Genomic DNA, 21,398 nt, shown 5'->3' on the forward strand with positions numbered 1-21,398 from the left:
AGCGTCGCACTCACTCGACGCCCTCGACCACCAGCGTCAGCGCCATCTCCGACTCCTCGCTCACCACCCGAACGTCGAACGCGACGGCGAGGACGTGGGTCCGGCCCGCCCGATTCTGGACGACCACGCCGCGCCGCGCCTCGCAGGGACCGAACTGCCGGTTCGGTCCGCCGGGACAACTCGAATCGCGCCACGCCTCGGCCGCCGACCGGTTGTACGAGACCTGATAGACCGTCCCCGATTCGACCCGCGAGGACCGCAGGGCGTCGAGTCTGGGCCGCAGGTCGGCGCGAACGGCGGCCACGGCCGCCGTTCGCTCGCCCCACGCGAAGTCGGCGGGCACGTCGCGGGTGGCGTCGTGGACCGCCCGCCCGAGGAGTCGCTCGGCGTTCCTGCCGGGGGAGTCGTACTCCGCGCTCGCGGTCACGTCGGCGTGGTAACCCAACTGGAGGTACGCGACCACGACCGGCGCGAGGGCGACGGCGACCAGCGCCGCCGCCGCGAGGACGAGTTGGGCGCGCTCTCCGGCGGGCGGGCGGTCGGCCCCCGGCGCACGCCGGGTCACGCGTACCACACCCGAATCGTCACGTCGCCGTGAGCGGTGGTCACGCTGGCCGTCCCAATCGCCACGCCCGCGGGTTTCCGGAATCCGACCGCGCCGTGGGGCGTCCGGACCCGGAACATGAGGTTGTCGGGCAGGATGCGCGCGACCCGCCGACGCAGGGCCGACCGCTCGCGGTCGAAGGCGTCGGGCGAGCGCACGACCTCCGAGAGTCGGGTCGCGCCGCCGTGTCGCGGCGGTTCGCCCGCGAGGACGGTGGCGGCGTCCTCGGCGTAGAGGTCCAACTGGGCGGCCCTGCCGTCGGGCGGCGAGACGCCGAGCGCGAACCCCATCGCCACCGCCAGAATCAGGACGACGCCGATTCCGGCCTCCACCACCGACAGCGAGAGTTGGCCACGCGGCGTCCGCGCGCGGACGCCGCGGGCGCGTTCGTCACTCATCCACCGTCACCGCCAGCACCGCCTTGGTCGTCTCGGCCGGGTAGTAGGTCACTTCGACGCTCCCCGCGGGAAGCGGGCCGTCCGTCTCGAAGGTCAGCGTCGTGGTCTCGAACCGCGAGAGTTCGACCGCGAACGTCCCCCGAAGCCCCGACTCGTTCCGCAAAACCACTTTTTCATTTGTTTTAACAATCTTTACGTTTCTTTCGGACGGCGGAGTCAGTGCGAGTTCGACCCGCGGCGAGCGCCGCGGCAGGGTCACGGCCGGGTCGCTCGCCGAGAGATTCGGCGTCAACGTCGTTTCCGTCCGGTTCTCGACCAGCACGAGTCGCCGAACCGTCGTCCCGCCGGTCGGGTCGCCCGCGGACGCGAGCGTCCGGTCGCCGAGTCGGACCCGCACGTCGTAGCCCTCGGCCACGGGAAACAGCGTTCGGAGTCGGGGGGCGTTCAGGTCCGCGAGCGCGTCGTCTTCGAGGACGTTCGCCCGAGTCGTGACCGCCGCGTCGGGTGCGACGAGTCGCTCCGAGAGCGCGACGGCGACCCGGCGCTGGTCGGCGTCCCGTTCGGCGCTCAGGTACGCGCGGTCGGCCATCCCGAGGCTCACGACCGTCACCGTTGTCACGACCAGAAGCGCGACTGCCAGCGCGGGCAGGTTCATCTGGGCGCGCATCAGTCGCCGCCTCCGTCGCCCGACTCCAGTCTGACCGCCAGACCGCCCGCGCCGTCGCTCCGGACCGCGACGAACGCGGGGTCCCGACTCGACCAGTTGCCCCGGACCGAATCGACCGTCTCGGGGAGCGCGAGCGTGACTCGGCCGTCTATTCTCTCGTCGGGGTGGTCCAGCACCAGCGTCCGATTCTCGGTCCGAATCGCGTACGCCCGTCCCCGGAGCGTCCGTGGGAGCGACACCTCCGCTCGGACGCGGACCGCTCGGGCGTCGGTCGGCACGGCCTGCTGGACGCGTTCGGCGGACTGGGCCAGCACGCGCTCGCCGACCTCAGCGCCCGCCGCGGTCCGGTACTCGGGGACGACGCCGCCGTAGAGCGTTGCGGTCAGAACCCCGACGTAGAGGACGACGACGCTCGCCTCCATCGCCTTCCCGACGACCGGCGAGACGGCGCGATTTCCGTCCGAACGTCCCCCGCAAGCGCAGCGCGGGTGCGCTCGCACCCGCGCTGGCCGCGTTCGCTACCCACGGCGCACCTCCAGTCGTAGGTCGTGGACCACGAGATAGGCCACGCGCTCGCCGGGGTAGGCGGCCACGACGCTCGTCACGCCGTCGCCGTCGAAGTCCCGCGTCGTCGCCGTCGCGTTCTGTCGCTCGACGTGTCGCCGCCACGCCTCGGTGTTCGCGGTCTCGACCGCGACCCGGTAGGTGCCGTTCCCGAGGCGCGTCCGGTGGTGGGACACCGTGGTCCGGAGGACGACCGACCCGCCGCCGCTCGCCGACACCGAAACGGACCCGTTCAACCTCGGCGCACCGACCACGAGGACGCCGAGGTCGCTCCCGGTGTCTGCGCCGCCTCCACCGGCCCTCGCGCCGCCGCCCCGCGAGGCCGTAATCGGCGGCGCGGTCCGCATCCGGGCGTTGCCGGGCGGTCCGCGGACGACGGCCCCGGCGAGGAACGCCACCCGGCGGTCGCCCGCGGTGAACACGAGCGCGTCGGTCCGAATCGTCCGAATCGTCCCCGACTCGTTCAGCACTCGCATCTCTCGCTCGACGGTGCGCAACTCGCCGTCGGTGAACGAGACCCGACCGCGGCGGGCACCCGTTGCCGCCACGGGGTCGAGCGCCGCGTCGAAGTCGGCGGCCACGCGAGCGGAGTCGGCGGCCGCGGCGTTCTCCTCGACCACGGTGCCGACGGCGGCGGTCAGCGACCCGAGCGCGACCACGACCACGCCGAGCAGAATGGCGACGCCGACGACGTTCGACTGGGCGCGCCGCCCGAGGAGTCGCCGCTTCCGTGTCCGGCGCGACTGCGACGCGCCGGAGCGCAACCGCCGACTCACACCATCCCGACCCCCGCGAAGACGAAGTACGCGACCCCGACCAACGCCGCCGAGTGGAGCAGTGCCTCGTAGCGCCCGCGACTCGCGTACCCGGCGAACCACCCGCAGGCCAGCATCGTCGCCTGCGTCACGACGTAGAACCGCCGCCGGTCGCGGGCGGGTTGCACGGCGTCGGCGTCGAGCGCGATTCCCGCGTCGGCCGTCGAGATGGACGAGAGTTGCGCGAAACTGTCGAGGACGTAGCCGTTGACCGCGACCATGATGCCGACCACCAGCAGGGCCGTGGTCCATCCGACGGCGACGTAGACTAACATGTTCGAGCGAAGCGCCTTCTTCTGGTGGTAGAGCTGTCCGATTTCGACCTGTAGCGTCTCGAAGACGGCTTCGGCGTCCCCTCCCGCGTCGAGTGCGCCCGTGACGAGTCCGACGGTCTGGTCGGCCAGCGGCGTCCCGACTCGGCTGACGAACTGCGAGAGGGCCGACGCTTGCAGGTCGCCGCCGCGAGTGGTCAGGTTCGCGTTGAACGCGAGGTCCGCCACGTCGTCGTTCAGCGCGCCGAGGTCCACGTCGCGGGCGACTCGTTCGACCGCCGCCGAGAACGGGCGGCCGAGGCTGACGTGACCCGAGACGGCGTGAACGAAGTCCTTGATTTCGCGGTCCTTCGCGTCGTCGATGTTGGCCCGCCGGAGCGCGACCAGTCCGACCGGGAGCGCGAACGCGACGTACCCGAGGAGGACGACGTTCGCGGGGTGATAGCCGAGCGCTCGGAGCGCGCCGCCGACGAGGAGACCGACCGGCGCGAAGACGACCAGCGCGCTCGCCGGGTTCCGGAGCGTGCTGGCGAGCGTGGCGAGCGGGTCGCCCGGACGCCGATAGGTCCGTCCCGACTGGTCTGGCGGGCGGAGCGCGGCGACGACGAGGGCCGCGCCCGCGCCGACGACGAGGATGAACCCGGCGCTCCCGTAGACCAGCATCGCGCGGGCCGAAATCGGCCCGACCGGCGTCGCAGTCTCGGCGCTCAGACCGGGCGCGAGGACGCTCATCACGGTCACGACGATGACCAGCAGGGCCGGGAGGACGAGCAGGACGACGAACGTCTCGGCGAGCAGTTCGAGGAAGTCGCTCGCTTGGTCGCGGCTTCTGGACTGGCGGTTCGAGAGCATCCGACTCTCCATCCGGAGGTACTGGGCCAGCGCGTCGGGTCCCTGCTCGGCGTGTTCGCGGAACTTCACGAGGAAAGGCGCGAGCGCGTTCCGCGAGGGCGTGTCGCGGGCTACGATTCGCAGGCCCTCGGCCAAACTTCCGGTCAGGGTCGCCTTGTTCAGCGCCTTTCGGAACGCCACGGCCGTCTCGCCGTAGGCTTCCTCGCGGTCGGCGACCTTCCGGAGCATGGCCGCGCCGTCCTCGCTTCCCGACGAGAGGGCGTGGAGATACCGGACCGCACCGGGCAGGGTCGCCTCGATGTTCGACCGGCGGGCGCTCGCGGTCCACTTCAGGTACTGGCCGCCGAGCGCCACCGTCGCGCGCTTGGCCGCGAGACCGACCGCGAGTCCCGCGGCGGCGGCCACGCCGCCGCGGGAGACGGCCGGGACGCCGACGGTTTCGAGACCCGGAATCCCGCGCCGGAGGAAGTCGGCCGCCGCCGCGAGGGTGGCGTCGGGGAGCGCGACCACCACGACGAACGTCCACCCAGAGACGACCGCGAACGCGAGCCACGACAGGCCGTAGGCCCGCGAGAGGTACACGTCGAAACTCGTGGTCACGTCGGTCGCGCGGTAGTGCTTGCGGTCGGCGTCGTGGCGCGAGGCGTCGGCGTGCCGGGAGAACAGCGCGTAGAGCGCGCGGTCCAAGACCGAGAGGGTCGGCGTCGCTTGGGTGGCGTTAGCGGACCGGTCCACTCGGTCGTCCTCCTCGAATCGAGTTCATGGCCGTTCTTCTATTCTTTCTGGTATTTAAGGGCTAGTACTATCGCGCGACCGGTGGCCCTCTCGACGCCCCGACGCCGATTTCGGATTGTTCGTCCGCTTCACGGTTCTCTTCCGGTGCTCACACCGGAGCGGCTATATCGGGGTACTCCGTGTATCACAGTACCGTGGCGTACATTGTCAAGATGCCAAAGCTGGGGTTGGAGATGGACACCGGGACCGTCAACGAGTGGTTCGTGACGGAGGGAGAGGCGGTTTCGGAGGGGAGCGTCATCGCCGAAATCGAGTCGGCGAAGACGACCGCCGAGGTCGAGGCGCGCGAGGACGGCGTACTACGACGCGTGTTACTCGACGTGGGCGAGGAGACCGAACCCGGCGGACCGATGGCTATCGTCGCACCGGCCGACGCCGACATCGCCGACCTCGTGGCCGAGGCTGGCGGTGAGTCCGCCGCATCCGACGCGGAAGAGTCCGAACCGGAGACCGCCGAAGCCGCGACAGCCACCGCGAGCGCGGGAAGCCAGACGGCGACGGAATCCTCCGGGACCGAGGAGGTCACGGCGTCTCCCCGAGCGAGGAGACGCGCCGAGGAGTTGGGCATCGACCTCGCCGTCGCCGAGGGGACCGGGCCGCAGGGTGCAGTCACCGAGGGAGACGTGGAAGCGGCGGCGGACGAACGCGACGACTCGTCCGAACCGGTCAAGGCCTCGCCGCGCGCCGAAAAGCGCGCCGACGAACTCGACGTTGCGCTCTCGACGGTGGACGGGACGGGACCGCAGGGGGCAGTCACTGAAACGGACGTGGAGAGTGCCGCCGAGTCGGTTTCCGAGTCAGCGTCGGCGGGTTCCGAGTCGGAGTCGCCAGCGTCACCCTCGGACGCGGAGTCGGCCGCCGACCCCGAGACGCCGACCGAGCGCGTCTTCGCCGCGCCGAGCGCGCGCCGACTCGCGCGCGAACTCGGCGTGAACGTCGGCCGAATCTCCGGTAGCGGGCCGGGCGGTCGAATCACCGAGACTGACGTGCGGGCCGCGACCGACTCGGAGGCCGGGACCGCCGAGGTTCCGGGGACCCGAACGGAGGACCGCCCGCTCTCGGAGATGCGGCGCACCATCGCCGAGCGACTCGGGCAGAGCTACCGGGAGGCCGTCCACGTCACCGAACACCGCGGGGCGGACGCCGAGGAGTTGCTCGCGGCGGCGTCGGCGTCCGACGAGGCACTGGACCCGGACGTGTCGGTGACGGACATCTTGTTGGTCGCGCTCTCGGCGGCCCTCGACGAGAACCCGGAGTTCAACGCGACCTTCGAGGACGACGTTCACCGTCTCCGGGAGGCACACGACGTTTGCGTCGCCGTGGACATCGACGCGGGGTTGATAGCCCCGGTCGTCCGCGGCATCGACTCGCTGTCGCTCTCGGAAATCGCCGCGGAGCGCGCGCGGGTGACTCAGCGCGCGCTCTCGGGGGAGTACTCGATGGAAGACCTCTCGGGCGGGACGATAACCGTCTCGAATCTCGGCGTGCTGGGCGTCGAGTCGTTCGACCCAGTTATCAACCCGCCGCAAGTGGCCATCCTCGGCGTCAACGCCATTCGACCCGAGGTGGTGCCCACCGAGGGCGGTGAGGTCGCCGTCCGCAAGCGAATCTCGTTCTCGCTGTCGTTCGACCACCGGGTCGTGGACGGGGCGGACGCCGCGCGCTTCCTCGGGTCGCTGGTCGAACACGTCGAAAATCCGTGGCCGCTCGTCGTCGCGGCCGGTGAGCGTTGAGACGGTCGGGGGACGCCCCTCGATTAGTTCGTCCGAAACGGCTCTTCTCCGCGAAAATACCCGTCGGCCGCGGCGCGTTCGAACGCGTCCTCGACGCGGACGATTCGGGGACCGTCGGCGACCGGACGCACGGAGACGACGGCGTCTCGCACTTCGAGGTCGCGTTCCCCGTCGGCGCTGACCACGCCCGAGGAGACCTCGAACGCGAACGCCTCGCCGTCGTCGAGGACGCGGTGTTCGCCGACCGCGACCCGCGAGAGGACGCCGGGCACGGTGACGGCCCGCACGGTCCGGGCGGAGTCGCCGGGACCGAGGCGGAACCCGACGCCGCCGGGGTCGTCGGGCCGGTGGGTGACGAGACCGCCCGCGATACCGGAGAGACCGATTTCGTCGGACGCGGCCCGCGAGACCACGCCGCCGACGACGTTCGACGGGTCGAGAATCGCCCGCGTCCCGACGAACGACCGGTCCAGTATCCCGAGGGTTGCGAGTCCGCGAATCCGGCGAGTGCCGGATTCGCGGTCGTCGGTGGCGTCGCCTTCCACGACCGCTTCGACGGTGCCGTGGCGCGTCGTCACCTCGTCGGCCGGAACTGCGCCGCTCCCGACGAGTGCCGCGGCCATCCCGGCGACGGTGCCGTCAACCGTCGTCGGAACGACGTTGTTCGTCCCGGTCGAGACGCTGACGACCGGTACGTCGCCGATTGCGTGAGCGACATCGCGGTTCGTCCCGTCACCGCCGAGAACGACCGCGATGTCCGTCTCGGCGGCGAAGTGCTTCGCCGCAGTGCGCGTGTCTTCCCCGGACGCCGTCACCGTCATGTCGAGACTGCCGACCGAGAGCGCGTCGGGAGCGTCGGCGACGATGCCCTCGGCGAGACCCGTCGCGTCGGGCATGACCAGCACCTCGGCGTCGTCCAGTAGCGTGAGTCCTTCGAGGACGCACTCGGCGGTGCGGCGCTTCGCGTAGTTGTTACTGACGCTGGCACCGCCGGTGAGGCGTCTGATGTCGCGCCCGGCGGCCGGGTTCACGACGAGACCGATTGTCGTCGTCACTTATACGATGCGGTCGATTGCCGCCTTCACGTCGTCGCCGTGGGGCAACACTTCGTCTTCGAGCGCCGGACTGAAGGGGATGTGAACGTCGGCGACCCCGACGCGCTGAATCGGCGCGTCGAGGCTGTAGAATGCGTTCTCCATGACGCGAGAGGCTACTTCGGCGTGGGTCCCGTACGACAGGGGACTCTCGTCGGCGACCACGAGGCGTCCCGTCTTGTTCACGCTCTCGACCAGCGTGTCGGTGTCCAGCGGGTAGAGCGACTGGAGGTCGATGACTTCGACGCTCGTCTCCCCGGCGAGTTCCTCGGCGAGTTCGAGCGACTCGCCGACCATCCGCTGGGTCGCCACGACGGTCACGTCCTCGCCCTCGCGCTCGACGCTCGCCTCGCCGAGCGGAATCGTGAAGTTCTCGTCCAGCGGCACCTCGCCCGTCTGCTCGTACATCATCTTGTTCTCGAACACGAACACCGGGTCGTCGGACCGAATCGCGGTCTTGAGCAGTCCCTTCGCCGAGGCTGGCGACCCCGGTGCGACCGCCATCACGCCGGGGAAGTGGGCGAACCACGTGTGGAGCGTGCCCGAGTGTTGGCTGGCGGCACCCATCCCGCCGCCCTCGGTCGTTCTGACGGTGACGGGCATCTCCGTCTTCCCGCCGAACATGTACCGGTTTTTCGCCATCTGGTTGATTATCTGCTCGGCGCAGACGCCGAGGAAGTCGGCGAACATGATTTCGACGACCGGCCGCGTTCCGGTCGCCGCCGCGCCGACCGCCGCCCCCATGAACCCGGCCTCGCTGATGGGGGTGTCGCGGATGCGGTCTTCGCCGAAATCGTCGACCAGTCCGCTCGTCACCTCGAAGACGCCGCCGAACTCGCCCACGTCCTCGCCGACGACGAACACGTCGTCGTCCTGTTCCAGTTCCTCTCGCATGGCGAGGCGAATCGCCTCGCGGACCGTCATCTCCTCGGTGTCCGCCGGTCCGGACCCGGCCGCGGTGTCGGTACTCATCGGTCCTCACCCCCGTCGGTCCGCATTCGGTCGGCAAACGCACTAATCTCCGGGACGGTCTGGTTGAACATGTCGTCGTACGCCTCGCTCGGGTCGGGGTAGTCGGCTTCTTTCGCTTTCGCGGCCGCCGCTTCGATTTCGTCTCGGGCCGTCGCTTCCATCTCGTCGAACTCCGATTCGGTGAGCGTCCCGGCCTCGACCAGTCGCCCTTTGAACGACTCGATGGCGTCGCGGTCCTGCCAGATTGCGACATCCTCGTCGGTCCGGTAGGGTTGCTGGTCGCCCTCGAAGTGGCCGCGGTAGCGGTACGTCTCCGCTTCGATAAACGTCGGTCCCTCGCCGTCGGCGGCGCGCTTGCGGGCCTCGCGTACCGCCTCGTAGACGGCCGTCACGTCCATCCCATCGACCGTGAAGCCGGGGATGTTGTACGCCTCGGCCGTCTCGCTGAGATTCTGGACGTTGTGTTGCTTCTCGACGGGCGTCCCCTCGCCGAACTGGTTGTTCTCGACCAAGAACACCGCCGGGAGGTCCCACGTCGCGGCGATGTTGATAGCCTCGTGAATCTGGCCCTGTGCGACGGCCCCGTCGCCGAAGAACGCGAGCGCGACGGTCCCCTCGTCGTTGTATTGGGACGTGAGGGCGGCACCCGTCGCCAGCGGCGGTCCCGCGCCGACGATGCCGTTCGCGCCCAACATTCCGGCGTCCACGTCCGCGATGTGCATCGACCCGCCCTTCCCGTTGCAGTAGCCGTCGGCTTTGCCGTACAGTTCCGCCATCATCTCCTCGGGGTCGAGTCCCTTCGCGATGCAGTGGCCGTGACCGCGGTGGGTACTCGTGATGTAGTCGTCGTCTTCCAGCGCGGCACAGGCCCCGACGCCGACGGCCTCCTCGCCGATGTAGAGGTGGACGAATCCGGGAAGTTCCCCGTCGCCGAACAGTTCCCCCGCTTTGCTGTCGAACGCGCGGATGGTCAGCATCCGGCGCATCGCTTCTCTCTGGCCGTCCTCCGTTTCGAGGTCGATTACTACCATGCGATGCACGTCACTCGGTGCCAATACTCAAAGACTGTTGCGCAAACTGACGGAAAAATTTGTACAAAATATGGGTTATTCGGCCTGAGACTCGGGAAAATCGCCTCGGAACCCGGACCGATTCGGACATGCGTATAATGTCTAAAGCAATGAAAAAATTTGGTAAACGGTGAGAGATAATTGCGACGTTCGAGACCGACGCCGCGAGCGCCTCCGTCGTCGGTCTCCCGCCGGAGAGCATCCGCCGAACCGCGAGTTTCAGTACGTGAGGCTAAACCACTCCGTGTCGTTCGCCCCGCCGTTCTTCTCGTACGTGAAGTAGTACTCGACGTTGTCGCCCGAACTGAAGTCGCCGACCACGTAGTCCGGACTCGTGTCGAGCGTGTGCGTGTCGCCGCTCGGGTTGTTCATCCGGTAGTTGTACTGCGTGCCTCCGTTGACGGTGTAGTGAACGTCCACCCAGTCCGAACCGACGTTCGAGACGAACTCGAACAGCAGTTCGTCGATGGCGGTATCGCCGTCGGAGCCGTCGATTCGGGTGGCACTCTGGCTGTAGTCACTGTTCCCCGACGAGTCGGTGGTGACGCTGACGGTGTTGGACGCGCCGGATTCGTTGCCCGCGCCGTCCACGGCGGTGACGTAGAAGTCGTACGTCGTACCGCTGGCGAGACCGGAGACGGTCGTCATGGTCGTCCCCGCCGAGACCTGCTGGCTCCGTGTCCCGTCGACGTAGACGTTGTAGTGGTCAACGCCCGAACCGCTGTCGCTCGCGGCGTCCCACGCGAGACTGACCGACGAACTGGTGTGACCGGTCGAACTGAGGTTCGACGGCGTGGTCGGGGCCGTCGTGTCGGATGGGTCGCTGCTGTCGCCCGTACTCGTCGCCATCGAGTTGGCCGGAACCGAGAGCGACGTGCCGTCCGAGAAGGTCACCGTGATGGACGCGTCTTCGCCGTTGTAGGCCACGTAGGTCGTCTCGGTTCCGTCGTCGAACGCGTAGGCGAGCGGATAGTCCGCGGTCACCGACGGGTCCGGGTTCCCCATCGCGTCGATGTTGTAAATCCAGTGGTAGGTGTGGGCCTTCGTCTCGCCAGCCTCCGGCGTGTAGTTTTTCGCCGACTGGAACATGTCCTTGGCGTCGCTCACGTTCGAGAACGCCCGGTAGTTCCACATGATGTCCGGCCAGTAGTCCCACGCGCCGCCGTTGTCGTCGTTGGCAACCGCTTCGCTGTAGTTGCGTTCGGCCAAGTCGGCGTCCCACCCGAGGTACAGCGAGTGACCGCCGAACGGCAGGTAGTTGATGCCGTGAATCGCCTCGGAATCGCTGGAGAACCACGTCCCGTAGGCGTACTTGTCACCCCACACGATGCCCGCGGTGTCGTGGTCCCAGCCGTCGGGTTGGTTCTGGTTGTCCACGTCGAACCAGTATTCCATCGAGGCGAGCATCTCGTGAGTGTAGAGATACGCCGCCCAGTTCAGCATCTCGTCGTTGCCCGTGAAGACGGCCCACTGGACCATCGCGCCGTAAGCGTGGATGGCTTCCGAGGACGACTCTTGGTTGTTGCCATCCGCGAACTCCGCGGTGCCCGCGGCCCACGAGTGGCCGCCGAACGGACTGAAGTTCCGCAGGAACGGGAACGAGTCGGCGGGGTTGTCCGCCGGTTCTTGGGTATTCGCGCCGTTCGGTCGTTCCCAGTTCGCGTAGTCGCGGACGAGCAGGTCGACCATCCCGCCCCAGTTGCTGTCCGCGCTCCACGACTCGTCGTTGCGGGCGAGTTCGGCCGCGCCCCGAACGAAGTAGCCGTAGTGGAAGTGGTGGTCGTTGAGACTGCTGGCCGCGCCGAACGAGTCCGGGTAGCCCAGTAGCGTGCCCCACTGGTCGTTGTAATAGAAGAGGTTCTCGCTCTCGCCGTTGCTGGCGGTGAGCCAGTCCTCCAGTTCCGTCCGGATGGCGTCGTGCAGGGCGTCTCGCTTGCTCGTGTTGCCGACTTGGTCGGCGATTGGTGCCGCCTCGGCCATCCGACCGTAGTCCTTCCCGGTCCAGTAGGTTCCGCTTCCTTGACTGTCGTCGTAGCTCGCCGACACCTCGTTGACGTAGCTCGATAGCTCCGAACTGTCGTAAGACCCTTCGTCGGGCAGGAACGGGAGGATGCCGCGGAAGGGGTGGGTCGTCGTGAACGACGACCCGCTGGTCGTCTTCATCGTACCGCGCGGGCACTCGTAGGTGTAGGCCAGCGTCGAGTCGTCGAGATACTTGTGTTGGTGGGGATACAGTCCCGTAATCGTTCCGCTGGCCTGACTCTCGGGCTTGGTCGTCGTGTTGAACGAGTAGGTCGTCCGGACCTCGCCAGCGGCTTGGTCGTAGGTCGGACTGACACGGGTCGCATCGCCCGCGCCAGTGTCGGTGATGAAGTTGTACGCGTACTGCTCGAAGGTGTCGAGGGTCGAAGACGTGCCGTCGGGGAGGACGGCAATCGTCACGTATCCACCCGTGAGGTCGTTGGTCAGCGTGGCCGACCCGACGCCAGACCAGTCGTCGCCCGAGGGCGCGAACAGTCCGTAGTGTTTGCCGTCGTGGGTCAGTCCGAGGACGTTCCCCCGGTCGTCCCAGACGGTGGGAGCCGTCCGGAATTCGAGTTCGGCACCGCCGCCGTCGTACTCACAGAAGATGTACGGTGAACCCTTCGTCAACGAGGCGGTGAGGGTCGTCCCGGTGCCGGTGTCCCACTTCAGCGTCACCGACCAGTCGCTGTACCCATCGACTCGCGTATCGGCGAACGTGGTCGCGGTGTGGCCCAGCGTGAAGTCGCGCTCGACGTTCATCTTCGCGTCCGCTCCGGGGTAGTTCCACGTCGTCGGATGGCCGACCTGCAAACCGGTCCCGTCGGCCAGTGCGAACCCCGGATGGAAGAAGAGGTTCTCCGAGTACCCGGTGACGAGCGCAGACGACCACCAGTCGTTGGACGGCATCGGTCCCCCGACGTTTCCGGTCGTGTACAGCGTCGTCGGCGGTTCGTCCTCGCCCGATGGCTTCGCGTGGGTGTAGCTTCCGTTGCCGACGCTGTGAATTCCGCTCGCGGCCGTGACCGGTTCCGGTATCGACGCCGACCCGGCTAACCCGACGGCACCGAGCGCCTTGCAGTAGGTTCGCCGCGACAGCGACGGCGTGTCGTTCGATTCGTCTCGTTCGTTCGACTGACTCCGCCAGTCGGATTCCGTTTCGTCGGTGTGTTCGTCCATCGTGTTCGACCGGAACTACGATTCGAGATGTAGAAATATATAAATTATTTAGAATTAATTTAGTTTTATGTTGTTACTAAATGATTTTTATTGGCTATGGCCAGTCTCACCTGATGAAACCGAGGGAACGCATGAGCTGACGGAGCAGAGAGAACTGTTCGCCAACGGTTCCGGCGAACACGGGACCGAAAGACGTGAGCGAGCGAAGTACCCACGACTCGGAGTCGGTCAGTACACCCCGAAGTTGGCGAACTCGGCGATGCCTTCGCCCGAGGCGTGCGAGCAGGTGAACATCGCGGCGTCCTGCGTACTCGCGGCCGACCCGAGGTCCACGCTCCCGATTTGGGTCCAGTCGCCGTCGGACTTGTCCTTCGTGTAGTAGGCCGTGAACGTCGTGCCCGACTTCTCGATGGCGAGCCAGACCGGTTGGTAGGTGTTCGACGCGCGGGCGTCGGTGTCGAGGTGGCCGTCGCCGTCGGCGTCCCACGCGAACTGGACGCCGTTCTGGGGCGTGGCGTGGAGCGCGACGTAACCGGTGGCGCTCCCCGGGTCCGTCGCGTCGTTGCGAATCATGATGCCGGACTTGGCCCAGCCGTCGGTGTCCTCTTGGCCCTTGAGCTGGACCTCCACCCAGTCGTCGGTCCCCACGGCGTCGCGGTCCACGAGCGCGCCGTAGGCGTCAGCGCCGGTCCACATGTCCTCGCCAGCGGCGTTGACGTGGAGGTCGGTGCCGTTCTGGTCGAGACCGAACTCGGCGGCGTTCGTGGCGAACGTCTCGTACTGGCTCGGGACGGGGCGCGTCATCGGGATGCGGTCGTCCACGCGGAAGTCGGCGAACGTGGCGACGCCGCGAGCGTCGCTGTGCGAGCAGTGGACCATCGCGGCGTCCTGCGCGCTCGCGGCCGACCCGACCGTACAGGTGCCGACCTGCGTCCACGTCGAACCGCCGTCGGTGCTGTAGTAGCCGGTGAAGTCGCTTCCCGACCGGTCGAGTCGCAGGCGGACGCCAGCAGAGACGCCGCTCGCTTGGGTCCCGGTGTCGAGGTAGCCGTCGTCGTCGCTGTCCCACGCCAACTGAACGCCGTTGTTCGGCGTGACGAACAGGCCGACGTAGCCTGTCGAACTTCCCGCGGCCGTCACGTCGTTGCGGACGACGATGCCGGATTTCGCCCACCCGTCGGTGTCCTCCTGATACGGGACCTCGACTCGGACGCGGCCGTCGGTGCCGACGGCGTCGGCCTCGTAGACGGCGGTGTAGTCGTCGGCACCGGTCCACACGTCCTGTCCGGTCGAGACGATGTTGAACTCGGTCGCGTCGTGGCCGGGTTCGCCGTAGGAGGCCGACGAGTAGGTTTCGTAGTGGCCCGGAACCGGGTCTTCGTTCCCCGTCGCGGGCGTCAGGTGGACCGCCTGCCCGCCGCCCTCGGGCAGGTCGGCGACCAGCGAGTCGGTGTCCTCGATTTCGAAGTGGCGGACCTCGACGGCCGACTCGTAGCCGTAGGTCCTCGCTTTGTAGCCGTCCTGATAGACGTGGGCGTCGTAGGTGCCCGAGTCGAGGAAGTCCAGCGGAAGGCGAAGTCGGTCGGGGTCGGCGACGGCGGAGCCGACCCACCAGTCGTCGCCGTCGCGTCTGGCGATGGAGACGTGCTGGCCGATGTCGCCCGCCAGCACCTTCGTCTCGTCCCAATCGACAGGCACGTCTTTGACGAACTGGAAGGCTTCGAGGTCGTAGTCGTAGTTGACGGGCCGGTCCGTCACCATCTGGACGCCGCTGTGGAAGACGACCAGTTGGGCGAGTTCGCGCGCTCTGGTGTTGTGGACGCGGGTGTCCTTGTACGCGCGGTAGGTCAGGTCGAACAGACCGGTGTTGTAGTCGGTCGGCCCCGCCAGCATCCGGGTGAACGCCAACTCGGGCGTGTGTTCCGGCGGGTTGCCCTGCCCGCGGAAGTTCTGGTACTCCATGCCCGAGACGCCCTCACGGGACATGAAGTTGGGGTAGGTCCGGCGCTTGCCCGTCGGCTTGATTGGTTCGTGGGCGTTGACCATAATCCCGTACTCGGCGGCGGTTTCGACCACCTTCTGGTAGTGGTTGACCATCGCCTGACAGTGGTGGTTGTACCGGGTCTCGGAGGCGTCCATCAGGACGCCGTTCTCGTTGACGTACCCCGACTTGATGGCCTCGACGCCCGCCGACTGGTACATCGAGAACGCGTCGTGGAGTTGCCCCTCGTAGGAGTACTGGTCATGGTCTTTGACGTTCGAACCGGTCTCGTTGTGGGCCATGAAGTGGACGCCGTTGTTCGTCGCGTAGTCCGTGACCTCCTGCCAGTCGAACTGGGAGTGGGTCTCGGTGAAGTTCATATCCTCCCAGTTGAACGGGCCGTCCTCGTCGGCGGGCGCGTTGTCGCCGTCGCCCCACCCGGTGTTCCACCCCTCGGCCATCACGTTCGGAATCCCGTGTTCGCTGGCGAAGTCGATGTAGTCTTTGACGTTCTCGGTGTTAGCCCCCACGTCGGGACCGGGTGCCCACGTCGATTTGCCGATGTGCAACTCCCACCAGACGCCGCAGTACTTCTGGGGTTCTATCCACGAGGTGTCGCTGTACGCGCAGGGGTCGTTGAGGTTCAGCACGATGTCGGATTCGAGCAAGTCGCCGGGCGTCTCGCCGAGCATGAACACCCGCCACGGCGAGGCGTGGGGTGCCGACCCCTTGACCCGCGTGCCGTCGGGCAGGGGAACCAAGTCCGACTCGAAGCGGGTCGCCCGGCCGTTCCACCGCGTGACGGTCATCCCGGCCCAGTCGGTGAGGTTGGCCTCGTGGATACTCATGTAGCAGTCGCTCGCTACCCGCATCGTGAACGGCGTGTTCACGCCGTCCACGGTCGATTTCCGGTCGTGATTGCCGTTCCCGTCGCCCTCGCCGCTGATTTGAGAGAGGGGGTCCTCGTTGTAGAGGTACTCGTAGTTGTTCCAATTGTTGGCAATCCACCAGCTGGTGTAGTCGCCCGCGAAGTCGAACCCGGTGTTCTCCTGCGTGACGGCGAAGTCGCCGACGCCCGAGTTCTCGGGGATGGTGTACCGGAACGCAACCCCGTCGTCGTACGCGCGGAAGGTGAGATTGAGGTTTCGGCCGGTCGCGGCGTGGCGCAGTCCGACCGTCAACTCCTCGTAGTTGTCCCGAACCGACGACTGCTCGCCCCACACCGGTTGCCACGTCGTGTCCGCGGAGTCGGTGGTGGTGCCGGTCACCTCGAAGCCATCGTCGAGGTTCTCCTGATTGGCGAACTCGAAGCCCAGCGTCGAGTCGTTCAGGGGTTGGGTCCCCTTGTAGGAGATATTGTAGTAGGGCGTCCCATCGACGAGTTTGAACGTCACTTGCGCGTCCCCGTTCGGAGAGACGACCGATTGAGTCGCGTCCGTCGAACCGGCGAGTACCCGCTCCGTCGCCGCGCCCGCCGGGACGGAAATCGCCGCGCCCGCTCCGACGAGTTGCCCAAGGAACTCCCGCCTGTCGTAGCCTTCGTCTGCTGACGTGTTCACATCTCTCATGTCTCGATTCGGCATGGCTTTTAGTGGGAAGAAAAAATAAATAAAAGTTTTCATTGGAATAAACCCGCGCCGCGTTCGGTCGCCGGTCGGATACCGTCTTGGCCGTTACAGATTTTAATTGTTAGCTCATTGGTGTTTGTGGCAGTGTGAAAGATGACAGGAAAGCAAACAGACGGCGAGCGACTGAATCGGAGACGGTTCCTCAAAAGCGCGACTGCGACGGCGGCGGGATTCGCGGCGACTGCGGCGTCGGGAACGGCCGCGGCGGGGGCGGTTCCGGCCGGAGAGCGCACCGCGAGCGTGCGCGAAGCTCGAAGCGCGCTCGACGCCCACGCTGGCGACGTTCTCGCGACGCTCGAAGACGACGGCGTCTTCGACGCCGCCGACGCGACCCGACTCGCCAGCGCCGGTGACGCCTCGCTTCGCACGTTCGACGGCGACTACTCCGAGGAACTCCGGGTGAAACTCGACGTGGACGGCGGGTTCCTCGACGTGGCCGTCGAACGCGACGACGGCCGGGCCTACGCGTTCTACTACCCGGACGACGAGGACACCCGGTACCTCTACCGGACCGACGGCGAGCGATTCGACGTTGGCACCGACAACTGCTGTAAGACCGACTGCTACTGCACTCACACGGTGTGTAGCGCGGCGTGCTACGAGCGATGCAACGTCTGCTGTCTGTGCGGGCAGGACAACTGCTCGTGGGAGGAGTACTGCGACGAGTGCATCTGCTGACCTGACGCGTCTCGAAGTACGTCGATACCGACGGCACCCGACGCCGACGCGCAACTGTCCCGAGAGTCGCGCCACCGGTAAGTACCCCGGCGACATGGGATACGAACCATTCGATTCGTGCTGATATTTCAGGCCTCGCGGTGGGATGTGTCTCCGGTGAGGGTGTCGTCCGCGTCCGGCCCTCCCCCGCTGTCGGCTTCCGCACGGAAATTACGGGAGACACGTCAGAATTATGTGCAACGTTATCAATAAGCAACCTTTCTACGTGGGGACGCCGAACCCCGTTCCATGACTCACCAGTCCGACGACCCGAACCGACCGCCCAAGTACGGCGGACCGAGAGACCCCTCCGACGAGCGCGCCGGAGTTCGAATCGGCACCCGGTCGGACCCGAACCACGCGCCGGACGGCCGTCGATACGGTAGTGCGTTCCGGTCTCTCGGGGACGCCCCCGACGGTCAATCCGCCAGCGCCGCCCCCGGTTCGGAGGTGGGCCAGCGCGAACGGCCGTCGCCCCCCGATTCGCCGGTTCCCAACGACCTCCTCGAAGCGTTCGCGGCACTCGACTTCGAGACCGACGCCCAGAAGCGCGTCTACCGCTACGTCGAACGGCAAGGCGTCGCGTCCGACGAAGAAGTCCACGAGCAAATCGACTTGCCCACCGAGGACCTCGCCATCGCAATCCAGTGGCTCGTCAAGCAGAACTACCTCGAAGCGGACGACGGGATACTCCGCGCCGTCCGCGGTACGGATGTCGAGATGACGTACGCGATGGGGGGCCTCGACGTGACCATTCGCCCGGCCGGACAGGAGGACCTCGCGGACCTCGTGACGCTCATCCGCGACGTGACCGACGGGCGGACGTACGTCGTCGCCGAGAGCATCGCCGCGCAACTCGCCTCCCAGGGGACCGTCATCCGCCACACGGACACCCGCTCGCGTCTGTTCTTCGTCGCCACGGTGGACGACGCGACGACGGGCGACTCGCAACTCGTCGGGTGGGCGCATCTCACCCTCCCCGGCATCGAGTACCTCGACCACACCGCCGAACTGACCGTTGGCGTGCGGTCGGACTTGCGTCGGCGGGGTATCGGAAGCCAACTCTCACGGACCGCGCTCGCTTGGGCCGCCGCCAACGGCTACCACAAGGTGTACCAGAGCCTCCCCGGTACGAACCGGGCGGCCATCGACTTCCTCGGGAATCACGGGTGGACAGTCGAGGCGGTTCGTCGGGACCACTACCGCATCGACGGTGAGTTCGTGGACGAGGTGATGATGGCAGTTGGGTTGTAGGTCGGTCGAGGGACGTGAGACGACCGAACGGGGTCGGTCGTCCGATTTGTGGCGATTTTCCGGGTACCCGGCTGCGGACGCAAACATATAAAATCAGAACAATGATTAAATTAATGTGTGTTGGGCGACTATTTTGAGGCGGTCGTTCATGAAACGACGCACCGCACTCAAGCGACTCGCCGCTGGCGCGGGCTCGACCTTCGCGCTGGTCAGCACTGCAACTGCCGAATCGTACCCCGAACCAGAGAACCTAGACGACGTCACACCCCAGTACCGCGTCACCAAGGCTGGCGTCGAAGAAATCGACTCAGACGAGTCACTCGACTCCGAAGGCGATTGTACCGTCTACTATTGCTGTAACTGTCCGTACGACTGTTACGACGGTTGCGAGTGCGCGGCGATGTGCTGAACGCCCCATTCGTATTTTTAGTGGCGTGGTCACAACGGTAGCGGCGGTGCGCACTCGTCACCGGTCGAACGACGTCGTGATTATTGACTACTCTCGGTGGACGAACTACGCCCCCTCCCGCTTGACCCGTTCGACCGTCGCCGCCTCGTCGTTGCGCAAGTCGGCGAGGAACGCGAACAGTTCTTCGAAGTCGTCCATTCCCTCCTGTTCGAGATACTGGACGTACCGGTGCTTGCGGTGGAACTCCGCTTCGACTTTTGCGACGGGGCGGTCGGTCCGGTCGGCGAGGCGGTCGAAGAACCGCAGACGACGCTCTTCGTTGCTATCACCTAACTGTGGGTGGTCGTAAGCAATAGAAAAGTTGCCGTCAGTGTCCCGGCGGGCGACCGTGTTCCAGTAGACCGTCGCGTCGTCTTTCTCGATTGCGCCGCACCGCGCCCGCGAGTCGAGTTCCTCGAACGCCGACTGCGAGAGCAGTTCGACCACCTCGCCGACGTACCGGTCGCCGTCCACCTTCCGGGGGAACACCACGAGGTCCAACTCCCGCAGGAGATAGGGTGGCAGGCCCTGCTCGACGACCCGATTCACCAGTTTCTCCACGTCCTCGGCGTGTGTGGTGCCGATGATGCCGTGACCGGTGTTCAAACTCTCGGCGAACGTACGGAAACTCGCGGGCGTGTTGATTTCCGCGATGACCTCCACGTCCGGATTCAGGTAGTTGCACTCGGTCATCAGGTCGGCCATCGTCACGCGCTTGTAGTCGCTCTCGTGGTCGCGCGTCGTGAGCGAGACGCCCGTCTCGTGGGGCAGACGGACCTCCCGCGAGCCTTCGTCTATCGAAATCGGCCGGTCGCGGTACGGGATGAACGGCATGTGCGAATTCATCAAGGTCGTCTTTCCCGTGCCGGTCGGCCCGGAGAACAGCACGACCCCGTGATGCTCGTAGGCCTGCCAGAGCAGGGTCACGATTTCGGTCGAGAGACTGCCCGACTCCAGCAAGTCCACGGGCGTCATCGCCTCGGGCGCTTGCTTGCGGATGGAGATGTGGGGACCGTCCTCGCTGATGACGCCGAGGGCGACGGCGGCCCGAATCGTGACCGATTCGGGCACGCCTTCGGGTCGGAGGTTGACCTTCGCGCTCGGGTTCGAGGCGTTCAACTCCGTGCCGTCGCTGGCGGCCATCTGCGTGACGACGTTGGCGAACGTCTCTTCGTCCTCGAACGTGAGGTTCGTCGGCGCGCGCTCGCCGTGACCGATTTCCCGGCCCCGCGGCACCACCTTGATGCGCTCGCCGACCCGGTTGGCCTCGATGTCCTCCAACAGGTCGTCCCGAATCGGGACCGTCAGCTTTCCGTGCCCGACGAAATCGCGCATCACGTAGTACACCAAGTCAGAGAGCCTGTCGGTCGAGAACCGGTGGTTCACCGGCGGCACGGCCAAGTCGTACTCCGCGAGGGCGGTCCGGACCCGATACTTCGCGGCGTCGAACCATGCTCTGGTGTTTCGCGCCGTCAATCGCCGCGAGAGGAAGGTCCGGGCGCGCTCGCGGACGAACCCCGCCCGGTCTTCGACCACGCCATCGACGTTGGTCTCCCAAATCCTATCCTTACACTCCTGAATCAACTCCTCGTCGCCCGGCAGGAGGTCGGGTTCCAGCACGGCGTACTTGGTCGTAAAGGAGTCGTTGGCGAGCAGATGCTCCCGATAGACCACGACCGGCACCCGAAACTCGCGGAAATCGACGGTGTGGGTCTCGACTCGCTCGCTGGCGAACCGCTCCAGATACTCGGCGTCGGCCGGGAACGCGGTGTCGGCGGGCGCGTAGTCGTCGGTGTGGACCACCAACCGCTCGCCCGCGGTGTCGGCCACGTCGATGCCGTCGTCCAACGCCAGCGGCGTCAGCGCGCCGAGACACCGCAGGTCGCGGAGCGCGAAGTACTCGACGCGCCGCCGGGCGTCGGGCGGCAGGTCGGTCAGGCGGTCCACGATGCGCCGGTACTTCGGTTCGAACCCGGCGGCCATGCGCTCGCTCGCGCCCTCGCGGGTCAGCGGACGCGCGAGGTTGGCGTCGGCGAAGTGGTCGGCCACGCGTTCGAGAGCGTCCTCGCCCGCGGGCGAGAGGCCGGGTTCCCGGACCCGGTAGTCGAACCCCTCGTCGGACTCGGCGATGGTGGCGACGACGCCGGGGTGGAGTTCGTACTGGGTTCGGACCTCGGGCGCGTACCACGCCTCGGGGTCGTCGGGTGGCTTGGGCGGTGGGACGACCGAAGGGTCCTCGCCCGTCGTCGGGCCTCCGCTCGCGGCCGCGGTATCGCTCATGGGGACTATTCGTCCCGCCATCGGGTTTAAATTTTGAGATGGAGGTGGAGAGC

16 protein-coding genes are annotated in these 21,398 nt (G+C 66.9%); 4 read left to right on the forward strand and 12 right to left on the reverse strand.

The window, feature by feature from the left end; genetic code table 11:
* Positions 1-10: 10 nt before the first annotated feature.
* The 6 genes from P2T60_RS01680 to P2T60_RS01705 form a co-directional block, all read right to left on the reverse strand.
* On the reverse strand, positions 11-574 hold the full coding sequence (locus P2T60_RS01680; protein ID WP_276280824.1) for a DUF7261 family protein: 564 nt from the start codon (positions 572-574) through the stop codon (positions 11-13).
* A complete protein-coding gene (locus tag P2T60_RS01685) occupies positions 562-1,002 on the reverse strand; it encodes a DUF7262 family protein (protein ID WP_276280825.1) in 441 nt (146 codons plus the stop codon). Before P2T60_RS01685 ends, P2T60_RS01680 begins: the two co-directional genes overlap by 13 nt.
* Positions 995-1,669 (reverse strand): DUF7263 family protein, encoded by a 675-nt coding sequence (locus tag P2T60_RS01690; RefSeq protein WP_276280826.1) that lies wholly within the window; start codon positions 1,667-1,669, stop codon positions 995-997. Before P2T60_RS01690 ends, P2T60_RS01685 begins: the two co-directional genes overlap by 8 nt.
* Positions 1,669-2,091, reverse strand: coding sequence for a DUF7266 family protein (locus P2T60_RS01695; RefSeq protein WP_276280827.1), 423 nt, complete (start codon positions 2,089-2,091; stop codon positions 1,669-1,671). The genes P2T60_RS01690 and P2T60_RS01695 overlap by 1 nt, the downstream gene beginning before the upstream one ends.
* Before the next feature lie 96 nt (positions 2,092-2,187).
* Complete coding sequence (locus P2T60_RS01700; protein ID WP_382210419.1) at positions 2,188-2,997, reverse strand: DUF7289 family protein; 810 nt, start codon at positions 2,995-2,997, stop codon at positions 2,188-2,190.
* Positions 2,998-3,005: 8 nt separating this feature from the next.
* Complete coding sequence (locus tag P2T60_RS01705) at positions 3,006-4,907, reverse strand: type II secretion system F family protein (protein WP_276280829.1); 1,902 nt, start codon at positions 4,905-4,907, stop codon at positions 3,006-3,008.
* A 212-nt stretch (positions 4,908-5,119) separates the two neighbouring features.
* On the opposite strand from P2T60_RS01705, the gene P2T60_RS01710 reads away from it, so the two are divergent.
* A complete protein-coding gene (locus tag P2T60_RS01710; RefSeq protein ID WP_420028718.1) occupies positions 5,120-6,700 on the forward strand; it encodes a 2-oxo acid dehydrogenase subunit E2 in 1,581 nt (526 codons plus the stop codon).
* Positions 6,701-6,723: 23 nt separating this feature from the next.
* On the opposite strand, the gene P2T60_RS01715 is transcribed toward P2T60_RS01710, so the two are convergent.
* The 5 genes from P2T60_RS01715 to P2T60_RS01735 all read right to left on the reverse strand — a co-directional run bounded on the left by P2T60_RS01715 (position 6,724) and on the right by P2T60_RS01735 (position 16,601).
* Positions 6,724-7,755 carry an NAD(+)/NADH kinase gene (locus P2T60_RS01715; RefSeq protein WP_276280831.1) on the reverse strand — a complete coding sequence of 344 codons (1,032 nt, stop codon included), beginning with the start codon at positions 7,753-7,755 and terminating at the stop codon, positions 6,724-6,726.
* On the reverse strand, positions 7,756-8,766 hold the full coding sequence (locus P2T60_RS01720; RefSeq protein WP_276280832.1) for an alpha-ketoacid dehydrogenase subunit beta: 1,011 nt from the start codon (positions 8,764-8,766) through the stop codon (positions 7,756-7,758).
* Positions 8,763-9,797 (reverse strand): thiamine pyrophosphate-dependent dehydrogenase E1 component subunit alpha, encoded by a 1,035-nt coding sequence (locus P2T60_RS01725; protein ID WP_276280833.1) that lies wholly within the window; start codon positions 9,795-9,797, stop codon positions 8,763-8,765. The genes P2T60_RS01720 and P2T60_RS01725 overlap by 4 nt, the downstream gene beginning before the upstream one ends.
* Before the next feature lie 258 nt (positions 9,798-10,055).
* On the reverse strand, positions 10,056-13,037 hold the full coding sequence (locus P2T60_RS01730; RefSeq protein WP_276280834.1) for a glycosyl hydrolase: 2,982 nt from the start codon (positions 13,035-13,037) through the stop codon (positions 10,056-10,058).
* 228 nt (positions 13,038-13,265) lie between these two features.
* Positions 13,266-16,601: a glycoside hydrolase family 97 N-terminal domain-containing protein gene (locus P2T60_RS01735; protein WP_276280835.1), complete on the reverse strand. Its 3,336-nt coding sequence runs from the start codon at positions 16,599-16,601 to the stop codon at positions 13,266-13,268.
* Positions 16,602-16,739: 138 nt separating this feature from the next.
* Here P2T60_RS01735 and P2T60_RS01740 point away from each other — a divergent pair, with 138 nt between their 5' ends.
* The 3 genes from P2T60_RS01740 (at position 16,740) to P2T60_RS01750 (ending at position 19,026) form a co-directional block, all read left to right on the forward strand.
* Positions 16,740-17,324 (forward strand): hypothetical protein, encoded by a 585-nt coding sequence (locus tag P2T60_RS01740; RefSeq protein WP_276280836.1) that lies wholly within the window; start codon positions 16,740-16,742, stop codon positions 17,322-17,324.
* Positions 17,325-17,612: 288 nt separating this feature from the next.
* The gene (locus P2T60_RS01745) at positions 17,613-18,617 is read left to right on the forward strand and encodes a GNAT family N-acetyltransferase (protein WP_276280837.1); all 1,005 of its coding nucleotides are present in this window, start codon (positions 17,613-17,615) and stop codon (positions 18,615-18,617) included.
* Positions 18,618-18,765: 148 nt separating this feature from the next.
* Positions 18,766-19,026, forward strand: coding sequence for a hypothetical protein (locus P2T60_RS01750; protein WP_276280838.1), 261 nt, complete (start codon positions 18,766-18,768; stop codon positions 19,024-19,026).
* Between the two features lie 105 nt (positions 19,027-19,131).
* On the opposite strand, the gene P2T60_RS01755 is transcribed toward P2T60_RS01750, so the two are convergent.
* Complete coding sequence (locus P2T60_RS01755; protein ID WP_276280839.1) at positions 19,132-21,345, reverse strand: type II/IV secretion system ATPase subunit; 2,214 nt, start codon at positions 21,343-21,345, stop codon at positions 19,132-19,134.
* Positions 21,346-21,398 lie beyond the last annotated feature (53 nt).

Origin of the sequence: Halorussus caseinilyticus (genome assembly GCF_029338395.1) — an archaeon.
Classification (GTDB): Archaea; Halobacteriota; Halobacteria; order Halobacteriales; family Haladaptataceae; genus Halorussus; species Halorussus caseinilyticus.